The organism is Kitasatospora sp. GP82 (assembly GCF_029892105.1).
In the GTDB taxonomy this organism is placed as follows: Bacteria; Actinomycetota; Actinomycetes; order Streptomycetales; family Streptomycetaceae; genus Kitasatospora.
Window position 1 is genome coordinate 95,429 of the sequence record NZ_JARZAJ010000007.1, and the last position, 22,932, is coordinate 118,360.

The 22,932-nt window shown below is 71.8% G+C and carries 20 protein-coding genes and 1 pseudogene; 14 read left to right on the forward strand and 7 right to left on the reverse strand.

The annotated features are described in order from the left end of the window. Positions 1–351 precede the first annotated feature (351 nt). The 5 genes from P3T39_RS09485 (at position 352) to P3T39_RS09505 (ending at position 5,232) form a co-directional block, all read left to right on the forward strand. Complete coding sequence (locus tag P3T39_RS09485; RefSeq protein ID WP_280696945.1) at positions 352–1,437, forward strand: S-(hydroxymethyl)mycothiol dehydrogenase; 1,086 nt, start codon at positions 352–354, stop codon at positions 1,435–1,437. Further along, the gene (locus tag P3T39_RS09490; protein WP_280696946.1) at positions 1,437–2,102 is read left to right on the forward strand and encodes an MBL fold metallo-hydrolase; all 666 of its coding nucleotides are present in this window, start codon (positions 1,437–1,439) and stop codon (positions 2,100–2,102) included. Before P3T39_RS09485 ends, P3T39_RS09490 begins: the two co-directional genes overlap by 1 nt. A gap of 88 nt (positions 2,103–2,190) precedes the next feature. Beyond that, complete coding sequence (locus P3T39_RS09495) at positions 2,191–3,006, forward strand: (Fe-S)-binding protein (RefSeq protein WP_280696947.1); 816 nt, start codon at positions 2,191–2,193, stop codon at positions 3,004–3,006. Positions 3,007–3,062: 56 nt separating this feature from the next. Then, positions 3,063–4,469 (forward strand): lactate utilization protein B, encoded by a 1,407-nt coding sequence (locus P3T39_RS09500; protein WP_280697079.1) that lies wholly within the window; start codon positions 3,063–3,065, stop codon positions 4,467–4,469. 22 nt (positions 4,470–4,491) lie between these two features. Then, complete coding sequence (locus tag P3T39_RS09505) at positions 4,492–5,232, forward strand: LUD domain-containing protein (protein WP_280696948.1); 741 nt, start codon at positions 4,492–4,494, stop codon at positions 5,230–5,232. Here P3T39_RS09505 and P3T39_RS09510 read toward each other — a convergent pair. Next, a pseudogene (locus tag P3T39_RS09510) lies at positions 5,189–5,323 on the reverse strand (LuxR C-terminal-related transcriptional regulator); the annotation flags it as partial. The gene P3T39_RS09505 and the pseudogene P3T39_RS09510 sit on opposite strands and share 44 nt — an antisense overlap. Positions 5,324–5,553: 230 nt before the next feature. Between P3T39_RS09510 and P3T39_RS09515 the strand changes: the two are divergent. Next, complete coding sequence (locus tag P3T39_RS09515) at positions 5,554–5,973, forward strand: hypothetical protein (RefSeq protein ID WP_280696949.1); 420 nt, start codon at positions 5,554–5,556, stop codon at positions 5,971–5,973. After that, positions 5,970–6,299, forward strand: coding sequence for a transcriptional regulator (locus tag P3T39_RS09520; RefSeq protein WP_280696950.1), 330 nt, complete (start codon positions 5,970–5,972; stop codon positions 6,297–6,299). Before P3T39_RS09515 ends, P3T39_RS09520 begins: the two co-directional genes overlap by 4 nt. A 231-nt stretch (positions 6,300–6,530) precedes the next feature. Here the strand turns inward: P3T39_RS09520 and P3T39_RS09525 are convergent, their stop codons facing one another. The 4 genes from P3T39_RS09525 to P3T39_RS09540 form a co-directional block, all read right to left on the reverse strand. Then, on the reverse strand, positions 6,531–7,496 hold the full coding sequence (locus P3T39_RS09525) for an NAD-dependent epimerase/dehydratase family protein (RefSeq protein WP_280696951.1): 966 nt from the start codon (positions 7,494–7,496) through the stop codon (positions 6,531–6,533). An 86-nt stretch (positions 7,497–7,582) separates the two neighbouring features. Further along, positions 7,583–8,494, reverse strand: a complete 912-nt coding sequence (locus P3T39_RS09530; RefSeq protein ID WP_280696952.1) for a carbohydrate ABC transporter permease — start codon at positions 8,492–8,494, stop codon at positions 7,583–7,585. 3 nt (positions 8,495–8,497) lie between these two features. Next, on the reverse strand, positions 8,498–9,370 hold the full coding sequence (locus tag P3T39_RS09535) for a sugar ABC transporter permease (protein WP_280696953.1): 873 nt from the start codon (positions 9,368–9,370) through the stop codon (positions 8,498–8,500). A 12-nt stretch (positions 9,371–9,382) separates the two neighbouring features. After that, positions 9,383–10,678 carry a sugar ABC transporter substrate-binding protein gene (locus P3T39_RS09540; protein WP_280696954.1) on the reverse strand — a complete coding sequence of 432 codons (1,296 nt, stop codon included), beginning with the start codon at positions 10,676–10,678 and terminating at the stop codon, positions 9,383–9,385. A 140-nt stretch (positions 10,679–10,818) separates the two neighbouring features. Here P3T39_RS09540 and P3T39_RS09545 point away from each other — a divergent pair, with 140 nt between their 5' ends. From P3T39_RS09545 to P3T39_RS09575, 7 genes are all read left to right on the forward strand, one after another. After that, positions 10,819–11,871 (forward strand): LacI family DNA-binding transcriptional regulator, encoded by a 1,053-nt coding sequence (locus P3T39_RS09545; RefSeq protein ID WP_280696955.1) that lies wholly within the window; start codon positions 10,819–10,821, stop codon positions 11,869–11,871. Positions 11,872–11,921: 50 nt separating this feature from the next. Then, positions 11,922–13,169 carry a glycosyl hydrolase gene (locus P3T39_RS09550; RefSeq protein ID WP_280696956.1) on the forward strand — a complete coding sequence of 416 codons (1,248 nt, stop codon included), beginning with the start codon at positions 11,922–11,924 and terminating at the stop codon, positions 13,167–13,169. A gap of 144 nt (positions 13,170–13,313) precedes the next feature. Beyond that, positions 13,314–15,452 (forward strand): endo-beta-N-acetylglucosaminidase, encoded by a 2,139-nt coding sequence (locus tag P3T39_RS09555; RefSeq protein ID WP_280696957.1) that lies wholly within the window; start codon positions 13,314–13,316, stop codon positions 15,450–15,452. An 81-nt stretch (positions 15,453–15,533) separates the two neighbouring features. Continuing rightward, positions 15,534–19,736: an NEW3 domain-containing protein gene (locus P3T39_RS09560; RefSeq protein ID WP_280696958.1), complete on the forward strand. Its 4,203-nt coding sequence runs from the start codon at positions 15,534–15,536 to the stop codon at positions 19,734–19,736. Then, the gene (locus P3T39_RS09565) at positions 19,733–20,566 is read left to right on the forward strand and encodes a hypothetical protein (protein ID WP_280696959.1); all 834 of its coding nucleotides are present in this window, start codon (positions 19,733–19,735) and stop codon (positions 20,564–20,566) included. The genes P3T39_RS09560 and P3T39_RS09565 overlap by 4 nt, the downstream gene beginning before the upstream one ends. Before the next feature lie 59 nt (positions 20,567–20,625). Continuing rightward, positions 20,626–20,862 (forward strand): DUF6296 family protein, encoded by a 237-nt coding sequence (locus P3T39_RS09570; protein ID WP_280696960.1) that lies wholly within the window; start codon positions 20,626–20,628, stop codon positions 20,860–20,862. A 337-nt stretch (positions 20,863–21,199) separates the two neighbouring features. Continuing rightward, positions 21,200–21,754 (forward strand): GNAT family protein, encoded by a 555-nt coding sequence (locus P3T39_RS09575; RefSeq protein WP_280697080.1) that lies wholly within the window; start codon positions 21,200–21,202, stop codon positions 21,752–21,754. Positions 21,755–21,757: 3 nt separating this feature from the next. Here the strand turns inward: P3T39_RS09575 and P3T39_RS09580 are convergent, their stop codons facing one another. Beyond that, the gene (locus P3T39_RS09580; protein WP_280696961.1) at positions 21,758–21,949 is read right to left on the reverse strand and encodes a hypothetical protein; all 192 of its coding nucleotides are present in this window, start codon (positions 21,947–21,949) and stop codon (positions 21,758–21,760) included. Positions 21,950–22,281: 332 nt separating this feature from the next. Next, entirely contained in the window at positions 22,282–22,791 is a 510-nt protein-coding gene (gene atpF, locus P3T39_RS09585) for a F0F1 ATP synthase subunit B (protein WP_280696962.1), read from the reverse strand. Between the last annotated feature and the right edge of the window lie 141 nt (positions 22,792–22,932).

A 22,932-nucleotide genomic window follows, 5' to 3' on the forward strand; every position in this document is an offset into this window, starting at 1 on the left:
TCCGACGGTCACACGGACCGTGGCCGGCGTGCTCCGATCGCGCGGGAAATATCGGTGGAATGACCCGAAGGAACTAATTCGTCTGCGGTCAGGTTCTGCTGCGCTCTCCCCAAGTGCTGGGGGCCGACGCCCGGGTGGCACGGTTTCGGCACGGCGCGGCGTGCGGGCGTGGGCCGACCGAGTGATGACGATCGGATTCCGGTCGCCGTTCGAAGGGCAGGCTACGGCCTACGGCGGTGATCCGGTGTTCGGAGGTGACCGACCGGCACCGTACGGTGTCAACCGTCGTGAACCATGCGCGCGGCACCGTGGGAACCCGGGTCCGCGCTCGATGACGAGAGGCTTTCCTTCATGGCTCAGCAGGTGCAGGGCGTGGTCGCCCGGTCCAAGGGTGCTCCGGTGCAGATCGAGACGATCCTGGTCCCGGATCCCGGTCCGGGCGAGGCGCTGGTGAAGGTCCAGGCATGCGGGGTCTGCCACACCGACCTGCACTACCGCGAGGGCGGGATCAACGACGAGTTCCCCTTCCTGCTCGGCCACGAGGCGGCCGGCGTGGTGGAGGCGGTCGGCGAGGGCGTGACCGAGGTGGCGCCCGGTGACTTCGTGATCCTCAACTGGCGGGCGGTCTGCGGCAACTGTCGCGCCTGCCTGCGCGGCAGGCCCTGGTACTGCTTCAACACCCACAACGCCAAGCAGAAGATGACGCTCGCCGACGGCACCGAGCTCAGCCCCGCTCTGGGGATCGGCGCCTTCGCCGAGAAGACCCTGGTCGCCGCCGGGCAGTGCACCAAGGTCTCGCCCGAGGCGTCCCCGGCCGCCGCCGGGCTGCTGGGCTGCGGAGTGATGGCCGGGCTCGGCGCCGCCATCAACACCGGCAACGTCGGCCGGGGCGACACGGTGGCCGTGATCGGCTGCGGTGGCGTCGGCAACGCGGCCGTGGTCGGCGCCCGGCTGGCCGGGGCTGCCCGGATCATCGCGGTGGACATCGACGACCGCAAGCTGGCCACCGCCCGGCAGCTCGGCGCCACCCACACCGTCAACGGACGCGCAGGCGACCCGGTCGAGGCCATCCGTGAGCTCACCGGCGGTCATGGCGCCGATGTCGTGATCGACGCGGTCGGCACGCCGGAGACGTACCGTCAGGCGTTCTACGCCCGCGATCTGGCCGGGACGGCGGTTCTGGTCGGCGTGCCCACCCCGGAGATGAAGCTCGAGCTGCCGCTGCTGGACGTCTTCGGGCGGGGCGGCGCGCTGAAGTCCTCCTGGTACGGCGACTGCCTGCCCAGCCGGGACTTCCCGATGCTCATCGACCTCTACCTCCAGGGCCGCCTCGACCTGGACGCCTTCGTCAGCGAGACCATCCCGCTGACCGGTGTCGAGGAGGCGTTCACCCGGATGCACAAGGGCGAGGTCCTGCGCTCGGTGGTGGTGTTCTGATGACGACTCAGGAGCAGACGCCGCCAACTCCCCAGGGGGCGCCTCGGATCGAACGCCTCGTCACCTCCGGCACCTTCTCGCTGGACGGCGGGACCTGGCAGGTCGACAACAACGTGTGGATCGTCGGCGACGACACCGAGGCCCTGGTCATCGACCCGGCGCACGACGCCGAGGCGGTCGTGGCCGCACTCGGCGGTCGGCGGCTGGTGGCGATCGTCTGCACCCATGCGCACAACGACCACATCGCCGCCGCTCCCGCGCTCGCCGACCGTACCGGCGCACCGGTCCTGCTCCACCGCGAGGACCAGGTGCTCTGGAAGCAGACCCACCCCCACCGCCCGGTGGACGGCGACCTGACGGACGGCGGGTGGCTGACGGTCGCGGGCGTGGAGCTGACGGTGCTGCACACCCCCGGCCACGCCCCGGGCGCGGTCTGCCTCTACGCGCCCGAGCTGGGCACGGTCTTCACCGGCGACACCCTGTTCGCGGGCGGTCCGGGGGCCACCGGCCGGTCCTTCTCCGACTTCCCGACCATCGTCCGCTCCATCCGCGAGCGGCTGCTGACCCTGCCGGGCGAGACGGTCGTCCGCACCGGTCACGGGGACTCGACGACGATCGGCGCCGAGGCACCGCATCTCGACGAGTGGGTCAAGCGCGGCCACTGACGGATCTGCCCGATACCCTGGCCCTCCGAGGAGTCCTCCGACGAGTCCGCTCCCCGGAGGGTCAGGTCCGAGCGTCAAGGAAGCCGCGATGCGTGCCGCACTCTTCGCCACCTGCGTCAACGACGCGGTGTACCCGTCCACCGCGATCGCCACGGTCCGGTTGCTGGAGCGGCTGGGCGTCGAGGTGGACTTCCCGCCCGGACAGACCTGCTGCGGGCAGCCGCAGTTCAACACCGGCTACCGCCGCGAGACCGAGCCGATGGTGCGCCGGATGGCACGGGCCTTCGAGGGCTACGAGTACGTCGTCGCCCCGTCCGGTTCGTGCGCGGCCATGGTCCGCGACAACTACCCCCGGATCGGCGCCATGGCGCAGGCCGAGCGGCGTGGCGGTGAACTCGCCGAGGCGGCAGGATCGTTGGCGCCACGGATGTACGAGCTGACCGAGTTCCTGACGGATGTGCTCGGCGTCGAGGACGTCGGCGCCTACTTCCCGCACAGCGTGACGTACCATCCCTCCTGCCACGGCCTGCGGCTGCTCGGGCTGGGCGATCGGCCGCTACGGCTGCTGCGCGCCGTGCAGGGGTTGGAGTTGACGGAGCTGCCGGGTGCAGAGGAGTGCTGCGGGTTCGGCGGCACCTTCGCGGTCAAGAACCCCGCCGTCTCGACCGCGATGGGCGACGACAAGGTTCGCAGCGCGCTCGGGACGGGTGCGCGGGTGCTCTGCGGCGGGGACAACTCCTGCCTGATGCACCTCGGCGGCCTGCTGCACCGGCAGTCCGCGCCCCTGCGGCCGCTGCACATCGCCGAGATCCTCGCCGCCACCCGGGACGAGCCCTGGCAGGGCGAGGCCCGTAGCGAGGCGACCCGGCCGGATCGGCCCGCTCGACCGGGGAGCGCGGCGTGAGCGGCACCAGCGGCACCAGCGGCACCAGCGGCACCAGCGGCGGAGCCTTTCTCGGCATGCCGTCCTTCCCCGAGGCGGCCGCCGTCTCCACGCAGGACCGGCAGCTGCGTGCCAACCTCTCCCACGCCACCCGCACCATCCGCGAGAAGCGCGCCCGCGCGGTCGCCGAGCTCGCCGACTGGGCCGAACTGCGCGCCGCCGGGAAGGCGATCAAGGACCATACGCTGCGCCATCTCGACCACTATCTCCTCCAGTTGGAGGCGGCCGTCACGACGGCGGGCGGCACCGTCCACTGGGCTGCCGACGCCGCGGAGGCCAACCGGATCGTCGCGGACCTGGTACTGGCCACCGGCGAACGGGAGGTGGTCAAGGTCAAGTCGATGGCCACCCAGGAGATCGGGCTCAACGAGGCGCTCGCGGCGGAGGGCATCACCGCCTACGAGACCGATCTGGCCGAGCTGATCGTCCAGCTGGGCGACGACCGCCCCTCGCACATCCTCGTGCCCGCGATCCACCGGAACCGGCGGGAGATCCGCGAGATCTTCGCCGAGAGGATGGCCGACTGGGGCCGGCCGGCACCCGAGGGGCTGACCGACTCCCCCGCCCAACTCGCCGAGGCCGCACGGCTCCACCTGCGGGAGAAGTTCCTGCGCGCCAAGGTCGCCGTCTCCGGTGCCAACTTCATGGTCGCCGAGACCGGCACCCTGGTAGTGGTCGAGTCCGAGGGCAACGGCCGGATGTGCCTCACCCTGCCGCAGACGCTGATCTCGGTGGTCGGCATCGAGAAGGTCGTCCCGAGCTGGCGCGACCTGGAGGTCTTCCTCCAGACCCTGCCGCGCTCCTCCACCGCCGAGCGGATGAATCCGTACACCTCGCTGTGGACCGGTACGAGCGACGGCGACGGCCCCTCGGCCTTCCACCTCGTACTGCTCGACAACGGACGTACCACCGCGCTCGCCGACCAGGTCGGCCGCCAGGCACTGCGCTGCATCCGCTGTTCCGCCTGCCTCAACGTCTGCCCGGTCTACGAGCGGGCCGGCGGCCACGCCTACGGCTCGGTCTACCCGGGGCCGATCGGGGCCATCCTGACTCCCCAACTGCGCGGCACCGCGAGCGAGATCGACGCCTCGCTGCCCTATGCCTCCTCGCTGTGCGGCGCCTGCTACGAGGTCTGTCCGGTCGCCATCGACATCCCCGAGGTCCTGGTCCACCTGCGCGAGCGGGTCGCCGGGCAGGGCGGGCATCGGCTGGAGCGGGCCGCAGTGAAGGCCGCCGGGTTCGTCCTGGACCATCCGGGCGTGCTCGCGGCCGGGGAGCGGGCTGCGGCGAAGGCCCGGAGACTGCTGCCCCGGCGACTCCCCGGACCCGGCGGTGCGTGGACCGACAGCCGCGATCTGCCCGACCTGCCCACCGAGCCGTTCCGTGACTGGTGGCAGAAGAACCGCCCCCAGCAGGACAGTTGAAGACCAGAGCACGGGAGGACAGTTGACGAGCACCGGCCGCGAGAGAGTGCTGGCCCGTATCCGGGCAGCCATCGGTGAGGCGGGCTCGCCCGGCGAGGAAGCCCCCGACGGGATCCCCAGGACCTATCTGAGCGCCCATCGGAGCGAGGACCCGGCGGCACTGCTCGACCTGCTGCACGAGAACCTCGTCGACTACCGGGCCGTCGTCCACCGCACCACCGAGCACGAGCTGCCCGCCACCGTCGCCCGCCTGCTGGCCGAGCACGGCTCGCGTACCGTCGCCGTACCGGCCGATCTGCCGCCCGGCTGGCTCGCGCTCGCCGTGGCGGGGGCGGCGGTGCAGGCCGTGGTGGACGACGGCGCGCTCACCGCAGCCCAGCTGGACTCGGTGGACAGTGTCCTGACCGGGTGCGCACTGGCCGTGGCCGAGACGGGAACCATCGTCCTGGACGCCGGGGCGGCGCAGGGCAGGCGACTGCTCACCCTCGTACCCGACCACCACATCTGCGTGATCCGGGCCCCCGGACAGATCGTCGCCTCGCTCCCCCGGGCACTCCCCCTGCTCGACCCCGTCCGCCCGCAGACCTGGATCTCCGGGCCCTCCGCCACCAGCGACATCGAACTCGACCGGGTCGAGGGCGTCCACGGGCCGCGCACCCTCGAGGTCGTCCTGGTGACCGGCAGCCGAGGGCGGCCCGGCCCCAGCGGCGCAACCCGGCTCAGCCCAGGGCGGCGCGGCCGAGGGCCGCACGGCCCGGAGTGATCAGACCGCTCTCGTAGGCCAGCACCACGGCCTGTGCCCGGCTGGCCAGGTTGAGTTTGGACATCACCCGGTTGAGATGGGTCTTCACGGTCGGGCCGGGGCGCCGCGTCGTCAACGCTGGGGGGATCCCGCCGCCGGGCGCAGCGCGGAGCTCTGCACCCGGGCTGACGTGCTGTCGTCCGGGTCCGTCCGGACGGCTCTCGCAACCCGGGCTCCTGCGGACCCGGCTCAAGGACCTCTCGTCGCGGTTCGCTACTTGCCAAGTTGGAAAGTGAGGGCCATTCTGGAAAGGGTGGTCTCGGGCGGGGACGAGGGAGAATCGTGCACGAATTCACCGACACCGTAGGGCCGTTGGGCCTGGCGGCCGGGCTGGAGCGGGCGGCCAGGACGCGGAGCGGCTGGTACGCGCGCTATCTGTGGGCGTTCGCCGCCTGGCAGCTGGTACTCGTCCCGGTGGCCGTGCTGTGGCACGGCTTCGCTGCGGCGATGGTCTACGGGCCGGGCAATGCGATCCTGGTGACCGGGCTGAGCGTGTACGCCGGGCGGCAGCGCGTGGTGCGCCGCGGATTCGGCGTCAGGCACGGGGTGATCGTGGGGTCCTGGGCCGTCGTCTACGTCCTCGCGATCACGCTGGGAACCACGGTGTTCGCGGACAGTCCGGTCTTCGCCGCGGTGGCCGCTTCGGTCTGTGCCCTGCCGCCCGCCGTGGGCGCCCTGCTTGAGCTGCGGCGCTCGTCGTGACGGGTGGACAGGCTGTCGGCAGGCCGCCGGGCAGCCACCCCCGGCACGGCCTCGCGCCCCTGCTCAACGCACCGGTACGGCTGTCCGTGGTGGCGGCCCTCGCCCCGCTGGACAAAGCCGAGTTCGGCTTCGTACGCGACCTGGTCGAGGTCTCCGACTCGGTCCTGTCCAAGCAGGTGTCGGCTCTGGAGGAGGCGGGCTGGGTGGCCGTCCACAAGGGCCGGGTCGGCCGGCGCCCACGGACCTGGCTCTCGCTCACCGCCGAGGGGCGAACCGTCTACCAGCGGCACCTGACGGCACTGAGAGCCATCGCCTCGGGTCAGTAAGAGGCTCGGCCAGTAGGCACGCACCAAAGTCGGCCGCACTGTCCAGGGGTGCGAGGCTCCGGGACGCCCCGTGGTTCGTGCCCCGCGCGGCCGATCTGGCCACGCGGGTCCGCGAGTTGGTGCCCGGCGGCGTGGACGCCGTGCTGGACGCCGCCGTGCTCGGCGTCACCGCCCTCTGCGCCGCACGGAACCGGGGCACGTTCGTCTCCGTCGTCGCCGGGGGCGCGCCGGTCACACGGCGGCGAGCAGCCGCTGCTCGTCCGCAGGGGAGAGCCCGTGCCGGATCGGCGGTTCGCCGCGTTCGCGGTCCCAGGCCAGTACGTCGGCTGCGGTCACCGCCAGCGGGGTGGCCGGCATACCGGCGGCGTAGGCGCGGGCCGCACTGCGCTGGAGCGTCGTCCACATCGGTTCGGGCCTGACCAGCGGGAACAGGGGCGGCACCCAGTCGGCCGGTACCGGCACGATCTCCACCTCGCTGCCCGCCACCTGCGCGCAGGTGGTGATCAGCCCGGCCAGCGTGGTCGGTTCGGCCGGGCCGACGGCCTGGAAGGCGCCGGGCCGGTCGTCCAGCAGCAGCCGTACCACCAGGTGCGCCAGGTCTCGCGAGTCGATCACCTGGGTCGGCTGCTCCGGGCGGCCGGGCAGCGCGATCCGGCCGCCCCGCGCGGCTCGGCGCACCCAGTAGGTGAAGGTGTCCGACGGATCGTGCGGCCCTGCGACCTTCCCCGGCCGCACGATTGTCGCCCGCGGGCCGTACCGGGCCAGTACGTCGTCCTCGCAGGCCACCTTGGCCGGCCCGTAGGTGTCCTCGTCCAGTTCCTCGTGGCTGAACACGTCACGCACCGGCTGCCGGCGCGGCGCACCCTCGTCCGAGCCCGGCGCCACCCCCGTCCGGGAGTACACCGCGTGGCTGGAGATGAACAGGTACCGGCCGACACTGTCGCCGAGCACCTCCATCGCCTGCCCGACGTGGCGCGGCACATAGCCGCTGACGTCCACCACCGCGTCCCAACTTCCCCCGCGCAACGCCGTGTAGTCCCCGGCGTCCCGGTCGCCGATGCGCCGGGGCACGCCGGGGAAAAGCTCCGTGCCGGTCCTTCCCCGGCCGAAGAGCGTCACCTCCGAGCCCGCTGCCAAGGCGTCGGCCACGATCGCGCGGCCGACGAACGATGTCCCACCGAGTACGAGAATCCGCATAGCGCCCAACCCTATCGACACCCTCGACGGCAGCTGCCCGACGGACAGTCGGCGTCGGCACGGCGGCGCACCCGCCGGGGCAACGGCTATCCCTTGATCGCTCCCTCCTCCACCCCTCGGAAGAAGAAGCGTTGGAGTGCCGCGAAGACGAGGACGATCGGCAGGAAGGCGATCATCGTTCCCGCCGCGATCAGTCGGGGGTTGGCGCTGAAGGTCCCGTTGAGGTACTGGATGCCGACGGTGAGGGTGTACTTGTCGGGGTCGGTGAGGACGATGAGGGGCCAGAGGAAGTCGTCCCACGCCCCGATGAAGGCGAAGATGACGATGACGCTCAGCATGCCCCGCACATTGGGCAGTCCGATGTGGAGCAGCCGCTGCCGGACGGTCGCGCCGTCGACGATCGCGGCGTCGTCCAGCTCGCCGGGTACGGCGCGGAAGGCGGTGCGCATCAGCAGGACGTTGAGCATGCCGATCGCTCCGGGCAGGGCGACGCCGAGCAGGGTGTCGGCGAGGCCGAGGCTTCGGATCGTCACGTACTGGGACACGATGGTGACTTCGCCCGGCAGGACAAGGGTGGCCAGGAACAGTCCGAGGACGAGACGCGCGCCGCGGAACCGCAGCCGTGCCAGGGCGAAACCGGCCAGCGTGGCGCCGACGACGTTGCCGCCGACCGTGATTACGGCCACGACAAGGGAGTTGGCCGCATACGTCCACACTGGGACGGTCCTGGCGACCTCGGCGTAGTTGCCGAGTGTGGGTTGGTGGGGCAGGAAGCTCGGACTGCGGGTGAAGATGTCCTCGCCGGGGCCCTTGAGGGAGGTGGAGAGCTCCCAGAGGAAGGGGCCGACGGTCAGCAGCAGGACCAGGAGCAGGAGCACGTAGCGCACCGCTTTCTCGGCGGGCGAGGTGGAGTTGAAACCCCGGGTCGGGCTGAAACCCCGGGTCGGGCTGATTCCGCGGGTCGGGTCGGGTTTGAGTCCGTGCGTACGTCCGGCCATCGGTCAGGCCGCCTTCCGGTCGAGGCGAAGCAGCAGGAGCAGCGGGCCGACGGTGACGACGAACAGCAGCAGGCTGAGCGCGGAGGCGTAGCCGAGGTGCCCGGTGAAGCCTCGGCTGTACATCTGGATGAGCATCACCACCGACATGTCGCGGCCGCCCGGTCCGCCGGTGCCGTCGGAGAGGATGTACAGCTCGGAGAAGACCCGTAGCGCGGAGACCGAGATCAGTACCGAGACCAGCAGCATGGTGTTGCGCACGCCGGGGAGGGTGACGTGCAGGAAGCGGCGGAAGCTGCCGGCGCCGTCCACGGCTGCTGCCTCGTGGAGTTCTCGGCCGACGTTCCCGAGGGCCGAGAGGTAGATGACCATGTAGTAGCCGAGGCCCTTCCAGACCGTGAGGCCGATCGCGCTGAGCAGCAGCAGCCAGCGGTCGGTGAGGAAGGGCAGCGGACCACTGAGCAGGGCGAACCGCTGGGCAAGGCCGTTGACCAGGCCGCGGTCGTCGAGGACCCAGCCCCAGATCAGCGCCACGACCACGGCCGAGGCGACGACGGGGGTGTAGAAGGCGGTGCGGAAGAAGGTGATACCGGGCAGGCGCTTCTGCACGAGCAGGGCCATCAGCAGGGGCAGCAGGGTGAGCAGGGGCAGGCAGACCAGCATGTAGATCACGCTGTTGAGCAGGGCTTCCGCCAACTGCCCGTCGTTCAGGGCGCGGTGGAAGTTCTCCAGGCCGACGAACCGTCCGCCGCCCAGTGGCCGGGCGTTGGTGAAGGAGAGGATCACCGTGTTGACGGAGGGCCACACGGTGAAGACGAGCAGCCAGACGAGCGCGGGGGCGATCAGCAGCCACGGGGCGAACCAGCGTCGATGGGTCATGGTGGCGCGTCGTCAGTTCTTGAGCAGTTGGTTGCACCGGGCGACCGCGTCGTCCAGCGCCTTGTTCGAGCTCGCCCCGCCGCTGATCGCGAGGGCGATCTGCTGGTTGACGATGTCGCTCATCGCTCCGTCCACCTGGACGGGTTGGAGTATCGCCGCGGTGGCGAGCGAGTTGAAGGCGATGACCTTGGCGCTGCCGGCGTTGGTGCCGTCGCTCTTGCTGAAGAACGGGTCGTTCGCGGACGCCTTGGTGCTGGGGAAGATACTGGTGAGGTGGGCGAAGGCGGCCTGGTTCTCGGCGTTGGTGACCCAGCGGGCGAGGGCGAGGGAGGCGGGCAGGTTCTTGCTGCTCTTCGCGACGGACAGGCCCTGGACATAGAGCGGCGGGGTCCCCATCGCGGGCGAGGGGACGACCTTGGGGGCGAGTGTGGGGTTGTCGGTGGCGAGGGTGGTGATGTAGTTGCCGCCGGCGGTGGTCCAGGCGACTGTTCCGGCGTTGAACAGCTTGGCGTTTCCGGCGTACTTGTCGGTGAGGACGTCCTTGGGCAGCAGTCCCTGCCGGTAGGCGTCCCGGTAGCGGTCGAGCAGAGCGGCCGCCTGGGGGGTGTTGAAGGTGAAGCTCCTGCCGTCCTCCGACATGATCTTCACGCCGGCGTTGGCGAGGTCGCCGAGACCTGGTTTGCGGCTCATCAGATACACCTGGCCGCCGGACTTCTCCTTGAACACCTTGGCCTGGGCGATCAGTTCGTCCAGGGTGGCGGGCGGCTTCCCCGGGTCGAGGCCGTACTTGGTGAGCAGGTCCGCGTTCCAGTAGTCGACGTCGGTGTTGAGGTACCAGGGGTAGCCGTAGGCGCCGCTGTGACCCGGGAAGCGGTAGGCGTCGGTTCCGCCGGAGACGTAGTCCTGGGTGAGAGCGGGGTCCGCCGTGGCGACATCGAGCAGCATGCCCTGTTTGACCAGTGGCAGGGCGAAGTCCGGTGGCAGGTTGACGACATCGGGGAGGCTGCCGCCGGCCGCCTGGCTGAGCACCTTGTCGGAGTAGCCGTCACCGGGCTGATCGAGCCAGGTGACCTGCACACCCGGGTACTTGCGCTGGAAGGAGTCGATCACGCCCTGCATATAGGCGGTGAACTTCGGCTTCAGGGCCCAGGTCTGGAGGGAGACCTTTCCCTTGATCTCTCCGGTGACCGCCGCGGAGGCCCCGGCGCCGCTCTGCGACGAGGTGTCGCCGCCGCCTGCGAGCCCGCATCCCGCTACTGTCGTCGCTACGGCTGCGGCAACTGCCAGCCGTGTCCAGTACTTTCGCATGAGTTCTCCCGGCCTGCCGTGGCTTGGCGCGCTGCCTGCCTACCTGCGTGCGTGAGTCTGCGTGTCCTACTAAACCGCTCTAGCGTTTGGGGACTATCCTCCGAGCTGCAAGTCCCTGTCAAGAGAGAGGAGTCGAAGCCGTGGGGCGACCGACGATTGCCGACATCGCGCGCCAGGCCGGGGTGTCCAAGGGCGCGGTTTCGTTCGCGCTCAACGGGCGGCCGGGGGTGAGCGAGGCGACCCGGGCACGGATTCTGCAGGTCGCGGAGGAGATGAACTGGCGTCCGCACAGTGCCGCGCGGGCTCTCGGCGGAGCCCGCAGCGGGGCCGTCGGGCTGGTGATCGCCCGGCCCGCGCGGACCATCGGGGTGGAGCCGTTCTTCGCCCAACTGCTGTCCGGGCTCCAGGCCGGGCTGTCGGCCAGAGCGGTGGCACTTCAACTGCTGGTGGTCGAGGACACCGCCGCCGAGATCGAGGTGTACCGGCGCTGGACCCTGGAGCACCGGGTGGACGGCTTCATCGTGGTGGACCTCAAGGTGCGGGACGAGCGCATCGAGGTACTGGAGCAACTGGCCGTACCCGCCGTCGTGCTGGGCGGCCCCGGGCAGCACGGAAGCCTGCCCAGCGTCTGGGCGGACGACCGGGAGGCGATGCTCTCGATCGTCCACTACCTGGCCGCGCTCGGACACCGCAGGATCGCCCATCTGGCCGGGCTGCCCGCCTTCCGGCACACCCAGCGGCGGATCCGCGCCCTGCGCGACTCGGCGCGCAAGCTGGGTCTCGTCGAGGCCGTCTCGCTGCCGACCGACTTCAGCGACGCCGAGGGGGCGGCCGCCACCCGGCATCTGCTGGCACGGCCGCAGCGGCCGACCGCGATCGTCTACGACAGCGACGTGATGGCCGTCGCCGGGCTCGGCGTGGCCACCGAGATGGGCGTCTCGGTTCCCGGCGAGCTGTCGATCGTCTCCTTCGACGACTCGGTGCTGGCCGGCATCGTCCACCCGGCGCTGACCGCCCTCTCCCGGGACACCTTCGCACTCGGTGAGCAGGTCGCGCACTCGCTGCTCGCCGCGATCGACGCGCCGGGGACGGTCCGCGACCTCCAGACGCCCACGCCCCGGCTTACCGTCCGGGAGAGCACCGGCCGGCCCGGGCCGGACGAGGGTCTTGGCACGGGGGGTAAAGCGGTTTAGGCTCCTGCCCCGATGAAGGGCCCGCCCTACCCGGCAGCCGGAGGACGCGCGTGACCACGCAGCACCCAGACCCTGCCCGACGCCGGTTCGGCGTCAACTACGTTCCCTCGGGAGGCTGGTTCTACAGCTGGCTGGACTTCAACGCCGACGCCGTGCGGCGCGATTTCGAGGACCTGGCCGGTCTCGGCCTCGACCATGTCCGGGTCTTCCCGATCTGGCCGTGGATCCAGCCGAACCGCTCGCTGATCCGCCGCCGCGGCATCGACGAGCTGCTCGAACTGATCGACATCGCGGGCGAGTTCGACCTGGACGTGGCCGTCGATCTGCTCCAGGGACATCTCTCCAGCTACGACTTCCTGCCGTCCTGGGTCCTGACCTGGCACCGGCGCAGCCTCTTCACCGACCCGGCCGTCCGGGAGGGCATCACCCGGTATGTGGACCGGGTCAGCCGGGCCGTGGCGAGCCGGTCGAACGTCTTCGCGATCACGCTCGGCAACGAGGTCAACAACCTCTGGCCGGCCAATCCGACGGACGCCGAGGAGTCCGCCCGCTGGGCCGGTGATCTGCTCCGGACCGTCGCCACCGCCGCGCCGTACGTCCTCGGTCTGTACTCGCTGTACGACGCCGCCTGGTACGACCCCGAGCACCCCTTCCACCCCGCCGACGCGGCCGACCTCGGCCATCTGACGACCGTCCACTCCTGGGTGTTCAACGGTGTCTCCGCGCTCGACGGCCCGCTCGGCCCGGCCACCGTCTCGCACGCCGACTACCTCGTCGAACTCGCCGCCGCCACCTCCACCGACCCGGCCCGTCCGGTCTGGCTCCAGGAGATCGGCGCACCCCGCCCGGACGTCCCGGACGCGGACGCTCCCGCCTTCGTCCGCCGCACCCTCGACCACGTACTGACCAACCCGGCGCTCAGCGGCGTCACCTGGTGGTGCTCGCACGACCTGGACCGCTCACTGGCCGACTTCCCCGACCGCGAGTACGACCTCGGGCTGTTCACCGTCGACCACCGCCGCAAGCCGCTCGCCGCCGAACTCGCCGCCGTCATCGGCGAACAACGCGCGGCCCCGCTCACCGGCGGGCGCGTCCTGGCGGCCGACCGGCCCGGCCTCGTCTGCGAGGTCGATCTGCGGGAGCGGCCCGACCGCCGCGCCGAGGTCGCGCCCGGCAGCGCGTTCCACACGACGTGGGTACGGCTGCGCGCCTCCGGACCGCTCGCCATCGTTCCCGCCACCCGCGCGGCGGACCCCGACTACCTCGCCGCGCGCGGCATCGCCGGACTCGTCGGCTGAGAGGCTCCGCCGGCAGGCACTCACCGGAGTCGGTTGCACTGTCCAGGGTGCGAGGCTCCGAGATGCCCGGTTGCCTACCAGCGGACGTTCCAAGACCGACCGCTCCACCGACCATCCGCCCCATGCGCCGGATCGGAGACCCGGATGAGACTCAGACAACTGGCCCTCTTACTGTGCGCGGCCCTCGCCGCCGCCCTGCTCGGCGCACCTCCCGCGACCGCGGCAGCACCGACCGCCGCAGCACCGACCGGGGCCGCCGCTCACGGCGGCCAGCCCTACGCCTCGTACTGGTACCCCGACAGCCTGCTGAAGTGGGATCCGGCGACCGACCCGGATGCCAGGTTCAACCGCTCCCGGGTGCCGCTCCGGCCCCGGGTGTCCGACCCGGCGCTGCGTGCCAACGCGGGCGCCCGGAGCGGAGAGGGCCGGGTCTCCTCGCTGGTGTCCTTCGGCCCCACCTCGGCCAACCCGTCGCAGGGCTCGGCGAACGCCGACTACTACGCCTTCGGGTACTGGCAGTACCTGAACACCCTGGTGTTCTGGGGCGGTTCGGCGAGCGAGGGCCTGATCCTGGCGCCCAATCCGACCGTCGTCGACGCCGCGCACCGCAACGGCGTCAAGGTCTACGGCACGGTCTTCTTCCCGCCCACCGCCTACGGCGGGCAGCTCCAGTGGGTGCGCGACTTCGTCCAGAAGTCCGGCTCCCGCTACCCGGTCGCGGACAAGCTGGTACAGGTGGCCAGGTACTACGGCTTCGACGGCTGGTTCATCAACCAGGAGACGGCGGGCGGCGATGCCGCCCTGGCCACGGAACTGCGCAACACCATGAGGTATGCGCGGACCCGGGGCCCGGTCGAGTTCCAGTGGTACGACGCGATGACCACCTCCGGCGACGTCGGCTGGCAGGAGCAGCTGGACACGGCCAACGAAGCCTTCCTGCAAGAGGGTTCGGGCCGCGTATCCGACTCCATGTTCCTCGACTTCGGCTGGACGGCCTCCGGTCCGGACTCCTCGCGCAGTGTGGCGCGCTCGCTGGGCCGCAGTGAGTACGACCTGTACTCGGGTGTCGACACCGAGGCAGCCGGCTACAACACCTCCGTCGCCTGGGACGCGCTCTTCCCGCCCGGCAAGCCGCAGGTCACCTCGCTCGGCCTCTACCGGCCCGAGTGGACCTTCAAGTCGGCCACCGACCGCGCCGACTTCTACGCCAAGGACTCCCGCTACTGGGTCGGCGCCAACGGCGACCCGTCCAACACCACCACCGCGGACTCCTGGAAGGGCCTGGCGAGCTATGTCGCCGAGTCCTCCCCCGTCACCGCCAAGCCCTTCGTCACCTCCTTCGACACCGGACAGGGCGACTTCTACAACTCCGCCGGCGTACGGGTGAGTACGGGCGGCTGGAACAACCTCTCGCTCCAGGACGTCCTGCCCACCTATCGTTGGCTGGTGGACTCCGGCGGCAGCAGGCTCAGCCCCTCGATCGACTTCACCGACGCCTACGAGGGCGGCTCCTCACTGCGGCTGAGCGGACGCCTGGACGCGGCCAACACCGTACGGCTGTACCAGACCCGGCTGCCGGTGGCCGCCGGCACCAAGCTCTCCGTGGTGTTCAAGGCGCCCGCCGCGGGCGACAGCCGGCTCAGCGCGGCCGTCTCCTTCACCGACAGCCCGACCACCTTCACCACCCTCCCGCTCGGATCGGTCAAGGGCAGCGGCTGGGAACGGCGGACACTGGACCTTTCGGCGTACGCGGGGCGGACCATCGCCCAGCTGGGCCTCCGGATCTGGGCGCCGAGCCCCGTCGCCGCCTACGATATGAGGATAGGTCAGCTCGCGGTGTACGACGGGTCGGTGTGCGTCACCAGGGCGCCGACCTCGCTCAGGGTGCTCGGCGCCACCGATGTCTCGGCGAGCCGGAAGTCGCTGCGGCTGTCCTGGACACCGCCCGCGAGCGGCGGCGTGCACCACTACGAGGTGTACCGCCGCAACCCCGACGGCAGCCGCACCTTCCTCGGCGGCACACCCAACGACGCCTACTACGTCCCCGGGCTCGACCGCGTCGGGTCCGAGATCTCGGCCACCATCGAGGTCGAGGCGGTCTCGACGACCTTCGGGCACTCCAGAGCCGCGACCACCAGGGTCGGTTGGTCGAACACCCCGCCCGCCGGGAGCAATCCGGCGCCGAACCGCCCGGCCACCGCCGTCACCGTCGCCGTCACCAGACCCACCCGGACCACCGGTCCCGCTGCCCGCAGCCACGAGTTCGAGACCTGGGGCCCGTAGGCCCTGTCCGGCCGATCTTGCCGGACAGGGCCCAGGCCCCTCGGCCAGTCAGTCCCCTCCCACCAGGAAGGACCCCACCCCGTGCCGGTCGCCATCACCGCCGTGGAGAACACCGACCTGTTCGTCGGCCCCGAGGACGCCCCGCGCCAGGTGCTCCGGGTGACCCTGGACGGCCCGCCCGCCCGCGTCACCGTCGCAGGCCCCGGCGTCAGCGGCGAGGCCGCCGGCACGGGACGGCTCGACGTCCCGCTCACCATCGCCGACCCGGTCGTCGGCGCCCGGCTCCCGGTCACGGTGAGCGCCGAAGGCGCGAGCGTGCGGGCCGAGGTGCTGGTGGCCGAGCCCGGCTGGACGATGTACCTGGTCTCGCACTTCCACTACGACCCGGTCTGGTGGAACACCCAGGCGGCGTACACCTCGCCGTGGGAGCTGCTCTCCGGCGACGCGACCACCCGGCCGCTGTGGGAGCGCAACGGCTTCGCCCTGGTGGACGCCCATCTCGATCTGGCGCTGCGCGACCCGGTGTACAAGTTCGTCCTGGCCGAAATCGACTATCTGAAGCCCTACTTCGACCAGCACCCGGAGCGCCGCGCCGATCTGCGGCTGCTGCTGGAGCGCGGCCAGGTCGAGCTGGTCGGCGGCACCTACAACGAGCCCAACACCAATCTGACCGGCGCCGAGACCACCATCCGCAACATCCTCTACGGCATCGGCTACCAGCGCGAGATCCTCGGCGGCGACCCGCAGACCGCCTGGCAGCTGGACGTGTTCGGCCACGACCCGCAGTTCCCCGGCTACCTGGAGGCGGCCGGGCTGACCGGCAGCGCCTGGGCCCGCGGTCCCTTCCACCAGTGGGGGCCGATCCAGAAGAACTTCCGGGAGGCCAAGGACGACGCCACGGTGATGCAGTTCCCGAGCGAGTTCGAGTGGATCTCGCCCTCGGGACGCGGTGTGCTCACCCACTTCATGCCGCACCACTACTCGGCCGGCTGGTGGATGGACTCCTCCCCCGACCTGGCGAGTGCCGAGCAGGCGGTGTACGAGCTGTACCGCAAGCTCAAGCCCGTCGGCGCGACCAGGAACCTGCTGCTGCCGGTCGGCACCGACTACACCCCGCCGAACAAGTGGGTCACCGAGATCCACCGCTCCTGGGCCGCCAAGTACGTGTGGCCGCGCTTCAGTTGCGGCACACCGCGAGACTTCCTCAGCGCCGTCCGCGCCGAACTCGCCGCCACCGGACGGCGGCCCAGTCCGCAGACCCGCGACATGAACCCGGTCTACACCGGCAAGGACGTCTCCTACATCGACACCAAGCAGGCCCAGCGGGCCGCCGAGGTCGCCGCCGTGGACGCCGAGAAGCTCGCCACTCTCGCCGCGCTCCAGGGCCTGGGCGGATACCCCGACGCCGCGCTCGACAAGGTCTGGCGCCAACTCGCCTACGGCGCACACCATGACGCGATCACCGGCTCCGAGTCCGACCAGGTGTACATCGACCTGCTCTCGGGCTGGCGCGAGGCCCACGACCTGGCCGCCGCCGTCCGGGACACCGCGCTGGACGCCCTCGTCGGCCGGATCGACACGGCGGGCGACGGCGCAGCCGTGGTCGTCGCCAACACCCTCTCCTTCGACCGGTCGGCACTGGTGGAGGTGGCGCTGCCGGAGGGCACCGACGGCGGGCGGGTGCTGGACGACACCGGCGCCGAGGTGCCCAGTGCGGTGGACCGGGGCACGCTGCGCTTCCTGGCCGCGGACGTTCCGGGGCTCGGCTGGCGGACCTGGCGGCTGGTGGACGGCGAGAGCGACCAGGGCTGGGTGGCGGGCGACGGCGTGGTCATCACCAACGAGCGCTACCGGGTCACCGCCGATCCGGCCCGGGGCGGCGGCCTGACCAGCGTCCACGACCTGCGCCACGACCGGGAGTTGATCCAGGACGGTCAGGTCGGCAACGAGCTGCGGGTGTACGAGGAGTATCCGCAGCACCCCGACTTCGGTGAGGGTCCCTGGCACCTGGTCCCCAAGGGGCCGGTGGTCGGCGCCTCGGCCGGGGCCGCGACGGTCCGCCGGGAGAGCGGCCCGCTCGGCGAGCGGCTGGTGATCGGCGGCACCGTCGAGGGCATCGCCTACGAGCAGACCGTCACCCTCTGGCGCGGCATCGAACGCGTCGACTGCCGAAGCCGCGTGGTGGACTATGCGGGAGCGGACCGGCTGCTGCGGCTGCGCTTTCCCGTCGATCTGCCGGGCGCGCTGCCGGTCAGCGAGGTCGCGGACGCCGTGGTCGGCCGCGGATTCGCACTGCCGGACGTCGATGCGGCCGAGTCTCCGTGGACGCTGGACAACCCGGCCAACACCTGGTTCGGGCTGGGTTCCACGGCCCGGGCCGAACTCTTCGACCTCACGGGCACGGCGATCGGCGCGCGGGCACTGGGCGTCGCCGAGGTGGTCGTCCCCTCGCTGGAGGAGGCGGCCGAGGCCCGCGACCTGGTCGTCGCCCTGGCCCGGGTGGGTGTCACCGCGACCACGTCGAGCGCCGACTGGTCCCGCTACGGCTGGCTGGACGTCGACTCCAACCTGCCGGACTTCCGGATCGTGCTCGGCGGACCCGAAGTCAACGAGGCCGCGCGGGAGTTGCTGGAGCGCGCCGGTGCCGAGTACCAGTCCGCGCTCAGGGCGCACGGCAGGGTGTGGGTGCCGGCGGACAAGCCGCTGCACGAGATGTGGCAGCCGGGCGCCGACCTGCGCGATCTGCGCGCGCTGCCCGCCCTGGTGGTGAGCGATCCGGCCGCGCTCGCCGACGACCTGGGCGACGCCCGGGTGTCCGCCGTCTGCCCCGGCACCGTACCCGGCGGCGAGCTGCTCACGGACCACACCGTCGCACTGCTCACCTTCGGCCTGCCGGGCTTCGCCGTGGACCCGGGCGGTGCCCTGCACCTGTCGCTGATGCGCTCCTGCACCGGCTGGCCGTCCGGGGTCTGGATCGACCCGCCGCAGCGCACCCTTGCGGATGGCTCATCCTTCCAACTCCAGCACTGGACCCACGAGTTCAGCTACTCACTGGTCTCGGGCGACGGCGACTGGCGGGCCCTGGCCCTCCCCGCGCAGGGCCAGGAGTTCAACCACCCGCTGTACGCCCGGACCGCCGCCGCACACCCGGGACCGCTCCCGGCGCGCCACGCCAACCTGCGGGTGGAACCGGCCCGTGAGGTCCTGCTCGGCACCCTCAAGCCCACCGGCAACCCGATCGCCCAAGGCTCGTCGGCCGGCACCGACCCGGCCCTGGGGGTGACCCTGCGCCTGGTCGAGTCCACCGGCCTCGGCCGGGCGGCACGCCTGGCGGGCGCCCTGCGCTTCACGGAGCTGCGGAGCGCCGATCTGCTGGAGCGGACCGGTGAACTGCTCACCGGCGACATCGTGCTGCACGGCTCGGAAGTCGCGACCGTCGTCGGCGTACCGGGCGGGGCGAACCGGGGCGAGGCGGCCACCGAGCGGGCGCTGGGACCGGTCGCCGAGGTGGCACAGCCCGTGCACGCCCGGTATTGGCTGCACAACCGCGGCCCCGCACCGATGGGCTATCTGCCGGTGTCGATCGGCCTCTCGCCGGGGCTGCTGCGCACGGACGGCGAGTCGGTGGAGGTCTCGGTGGTACTCGCCTCGCAGCTGCGCGACGCGGCCGTGGAGGGCGCGGTGAGCGTGCTGGCTCCGCAGGGGTGGACGGTGAGTACCGGGCGGCGGCCGTACCGGCTGGAGGCAGGCGGCCACCTGCGGTTCCCGGTGACGCTGCGGCCGCCGGCGGACACGGCACCGGGCCTGTACTTCGTGGCGGCCCGGGTGGAGCACGCCGGACAGTGTGTCGAGGACGTCGCCACGATCGCGGTCGGCGCGCTGCCCTCCGTCCTGCCGGTGCCGGGCGCGGTGCCGGAGGACTGGGCGGCGGCCCAGGGCACCAAGGCCGCCGCCGGACGGGACACGGGCCTGTCCGTGGACGTGGTGTCGTCGTCCCTGCGGCTCGCCCCCGGCGGCCGGGCCGACCTGGGCGTCGTGCTCGCCAACCGCACCCGGGGCGAGATCCGTGGCGAGCTGCAACTGGTCTCCCCCTGGGGCACCTGGGAGGCGATCGCCGCTCCCGTCCGCGGCTTCGTCCTGCCGGCGGGCGCCGAGCAGACGGTCGCGTTCGAGGTGGCGGTGCCGCGCGATGCCGACGCCGGGGCGTACTGGGCGCTGGCGAAGGTGATGTGGTTCGGCCGGTGCCAGTACGCGCCGACCGTCGAGGTGGTGGTCGCGCCGTGAGCAGCACGCACACGCCCGGCCGCACCGGTTCCCACGGGCACAGGCACGGAAACCGGCACGAACACGGGCACGGGCACTCCGACGGGACTGCGCACGCCCACCCCGTGCCGGAGATCCTCGGTCTGCTCGACGGCAGGCCCCTCCCCCGGACCGAGCTCGACCGCCGCCTCGCCGCCCTGCGCGGCGGGCCCCGGTCCTCGGCGCTGCCCGTACCCGGCAGCGCCGAGGACCGGCAGTTGACCCGCTGGGTGGCGCAGGTGGTGCTCACCGAGCAGCTCTGCGCAGCCGAGGCGGCGGCGCGCGGACTGGACACGGCCGCCGAGGCCACCGGTCGCAGCCGGCCGGCCCGCCTCGACCAGCGCGCCGCCGTCGAGCTCGGCTCCATCGCCGCCGCCGCATTCGAGGGCAGCGCCGCCGTCCGGGCGGTGTACCGGGCCGTGACGGCCGACGCCGCACTCTCCCCCGACGAGGCCGCCGCATACCGCCGGGCCACCGAGGGCCGGGCGGAGGACGGGCCGCTCTGGCGGATCGCCACGCCGGACGGCGAGTTCGACGCCCGTCCGCAGACGCTGCCGCTCGCCCTGGCGGCCGCGCTGCGCACGGCAGGCCCGGGCCGTACGGTCACGGCCGACGGCTGGACGGCCACCCTGCTCACCGAGCAGAACGCGCCCGTCGCGCAGCGCGACCCGGCGCCCGAACTGCTCGAAGCCGCCCGCCGGATCGCCTTCGTCCGATGGCTCGACCACGCCCGCGCCCACCGCCTGACCCTCGTCCCCGGCCTGGAACACCCGGGAGACCCGGCACAGCCGGACAACCACCACCGGCACTGACCTCCGCCGGGCCCCACTGTCCGTACGATGGGGGATGGGGCCCGGTGAGGAGAGCGGTCATGGGTCGAGTTCGACGGTACGCACTGACATTCCCCGGCGATCCGGGCAGCCACGGGCCGCAGGACGTGGTCATCGTCAAGGACACGGGCGTGGACGGTTCCGGCGGCCATCCGGTCTACGCGGACGACTCCGGAATCGTCCGGGCCGAGATCAGCGATCGCGGCGAGGTCCGGATGCTGGCGAGCGGTGGACACCAGTCGCACCGTACGCCCCTGCACGCCGAGCCCCTTCCCTGACTCCCGCGCCCGCACATGCGGGCACGCGCGGAGACCGAGCGGCGCCCCTGCGAGGGCAATGCGCGCAGAAATGCGGGTGTGCGGCGGATCCTCCGCAGTCTTTGCGCGCCAGCATCGCTCCGGGGGCTCTGCGCGTCGCGCCATTCCCGCTGCCGCCCTGCTGCTCGGCCTCTCGCCCGTCGCTAAGCCGTCCAACCTACCGTCCACCGCCGGGTGTTGCGGATCCACTCGGACAATTCGTTTGCTGCGACGGCTGCTTCATGCCGACAATCGGCCTGTGGACCAACACTCAAGAGCCGACTTCTCCGTCAAACCGACCCTGGTCGGCGACAAGGTGATGCTGCGCCCCTTCCTCCTGGACGAGGACGCCCCCGCCATCCGTGCGCTCCTCCAGGACCCGGAGGTGGGCCGACTGACCGGCAGCGACAACGGCCCGTCCGATCCGCAGCCGTGGGACGAGTCGGCCGAACAGCGGATACGCACCTGGTACGGCAGCCGCCATGAGCAGCCGGACCGGCTCGACCTGGCCGTCGTCGAGCGGGCGACGGGTGCCTGCGCGGGCGAGGCGGTCCTCAACAAGTGGGACAGCGACAATCGCAGCTGCAACTTCCGCATCGCCCTGGCCCCGTCCGGTCAGAACCGCGGGCTCGGCACCGAGGCCCTGAGGCTGATCGTCGGCTACGGCTTCGAACAGCTGGGCCTGCACCGGATCTCACTGGGGGTCTTCGCCTTCAACCCGCGTGCCATCCACAGCTACGAGAAGGCCGGTTTCGTCGTGGAGGGCGTCCAGCGCGACGCGCTCCACTACGACGGCGCCTGGGTGGACCAGGTCGTCATGTCGATCCTGGCTCCCGAGTGGGAGGGTCATCGCGGCCACCCGAAGACCGGCTGACCGCTACTCGGCCGCAGGTGCCGCGGCTGCCGAAGGCGCCGCCTGGGAGGACCGGCGGAGGGCACCGACCACCATGGTGACGGCTCCGGCCACGGCGGTGATCAACCCGGCCCCTGCGGTGATGATCGCGGCGAGGGAGTCGCCCTCGCTCTTGTCGGGCGCCGACTGGACCACCAGGAGCGTCTGTGTGACCACGGGCACCGGAGTCGGCGTCGGCTCGGGGCTGCCGGTGGGCGGCGTCGCACCATCGGTGGGCGGGCCCGCTGTCGCGCTGACACCGGGCCCGTGGTCTGCGGACTTTGGCGAACTGTCGGCCGGGGCCGCCAGAAGGGCGCCCAGCAGCAGCAGGACTCCCGCACCCAACAGCGCGGCCCCGGTCGGTACCGGCCTGCGCGACCCCCGCGGTGACTGCGCAGTCGCCCCCTTGGTCTCCCGCACCATTCCCCTCCCCTGGAGAATCCGCGGTCAGCGTACCGCACACGATCCCCGCCCACCGGGGGCTTACTGCGCAGCTCGAAGCCGTCGGGTCAGGACTGCGCGGTGGCCTTGGCGTCCAGTTCGGCGAAGAACTCGTCGGCGACGGCGCGGGTCCTCGGCAGATCGGCCAGCGGTTCACCGACGATCCGGCCGGCGAGTTCGCTCGCCAGGGCGATGACGTCCTCGCGCAACTCGGCCTCCGCGATGACCCGGTCGGCGGCCAGCTGCACGTTGGCCTCGGCGACGAGCTGGTCACGCTGCTGCTGTCCTTCGGCGCGGACGGCGGCCATCAGGGCCGCGCCCTCCTCGGCAGCGCTCTGCCGGAGCTGGGCCGCCTCGCGGCGGGCCGCCCTGAGTTCGGTCTGGTACTCCTCGTAGATGCGCTGCGCCTCGGCGCGGGCGGTCTCCGCGCGTTCCAGACCGCCGCCGATCGCATCTTCGCGAGCCGCGAGCGTCTTCTCGATCCGTGGCAGCACCACCAGTCCGAGGACGCCGAAGATGAAGAAGAAGACGACTAGTCCGACGACGAGTTGAGCATTGTCAGGCTGCAATGGTCCCATGAGCACATGATAGTGAGAGCTCATTCTCCGGCCTGCGGCAGGTCCTGACTTCTCGTCAGCAGAGCTGTTCCGCAGCCACCGGGACGACAGAGCGCCCCGCCCCGGACGGCCAGCCGACGCAGGGCGCTCCCAAGGATCTGC

Coding starts and splice junctions, on each gene's coding strand:
- P3T39_RS09485 (WP_280696945.1), top strand. CDS start 352: ATGGCTCAGCAGGTGCAGGGCGTGGTCGCCCGGTCCAAGGGTGCTCCG.
- P3T39_RS09500 (WP_280697079.1), top strand. CDS start 3,063: ATGCCGTCCTTCCCCGAGGCGGCCGCCGTCTCCACGCAGGACCGGCAG.
- P3T39_RS09540 (WP_280696954.1), bottom strand. CDS start 10,678: ATGCGAAAGTACTGGACACGGCTGGCAGTTGCCGCAGCCGTAGCGACG.
- P3T39_RS09535 (WP_280696953.1), bottom strand. CDS start 9,370: ATGACCCATCGACGCTGGTTCGCCCCGTGGCTGCTGATCGCCCCCGCG.
- P3T39_RS09490 (WP_280696946.1), top strand. CDS start 1,437: ATGACGACTCAGGAGCAGACGCCGCCAACTCCCCAGGGGGCGCCTCGG.
- P3T39_RS09525 (WP_280696951.1), bottom strand. CDS start 7,496: ATGCGGATTCTCGTACTCGGTGGGACATCGTTCGTCGGCCGCGCGATC.
- P3T39_RS09570 (WP_280696960.1), top strand. CDS start 20,626: ATGGGTCGAGTTCGACGGTACGCACTGACATTCCCCGGCGATCCGGGC.
- P3T39_RS09575 (WP_280697080.1), top strand. CDS start 21,200: ATGCTGCGCCCCTTCCTCCTGGACGAGGACGCCCCCGCCATCCGTGCG.
- atpF (WP_280696962.1), bottom strand. CDS start 22,791: ATGGGACCATTGCAGCCTGACAATGCTCAACTCGTCGTCGGACTAGTC.
- P3T39_RS09495 (WP_280696947.1), top strand. CDS start 2,191: ATGCGTGCCGCACTCTTCGCCACCTGCGTCAACGACGCGGTGTACCCG.
- P3T39_RS09555 (WP_280696957.1), top strand. CDS start 13,314: ATGAGACTCAGACAACTGGCCCTCTTACTGTGCGCGGCCCTCGCCGCC.
- P3T39_RS09530 (WP_280696952.1), bottom strand. CDS start 8,494: ATGGCCGGACGTACGCACGGACTCAAACCCGACCCGACCCGCGGAATC.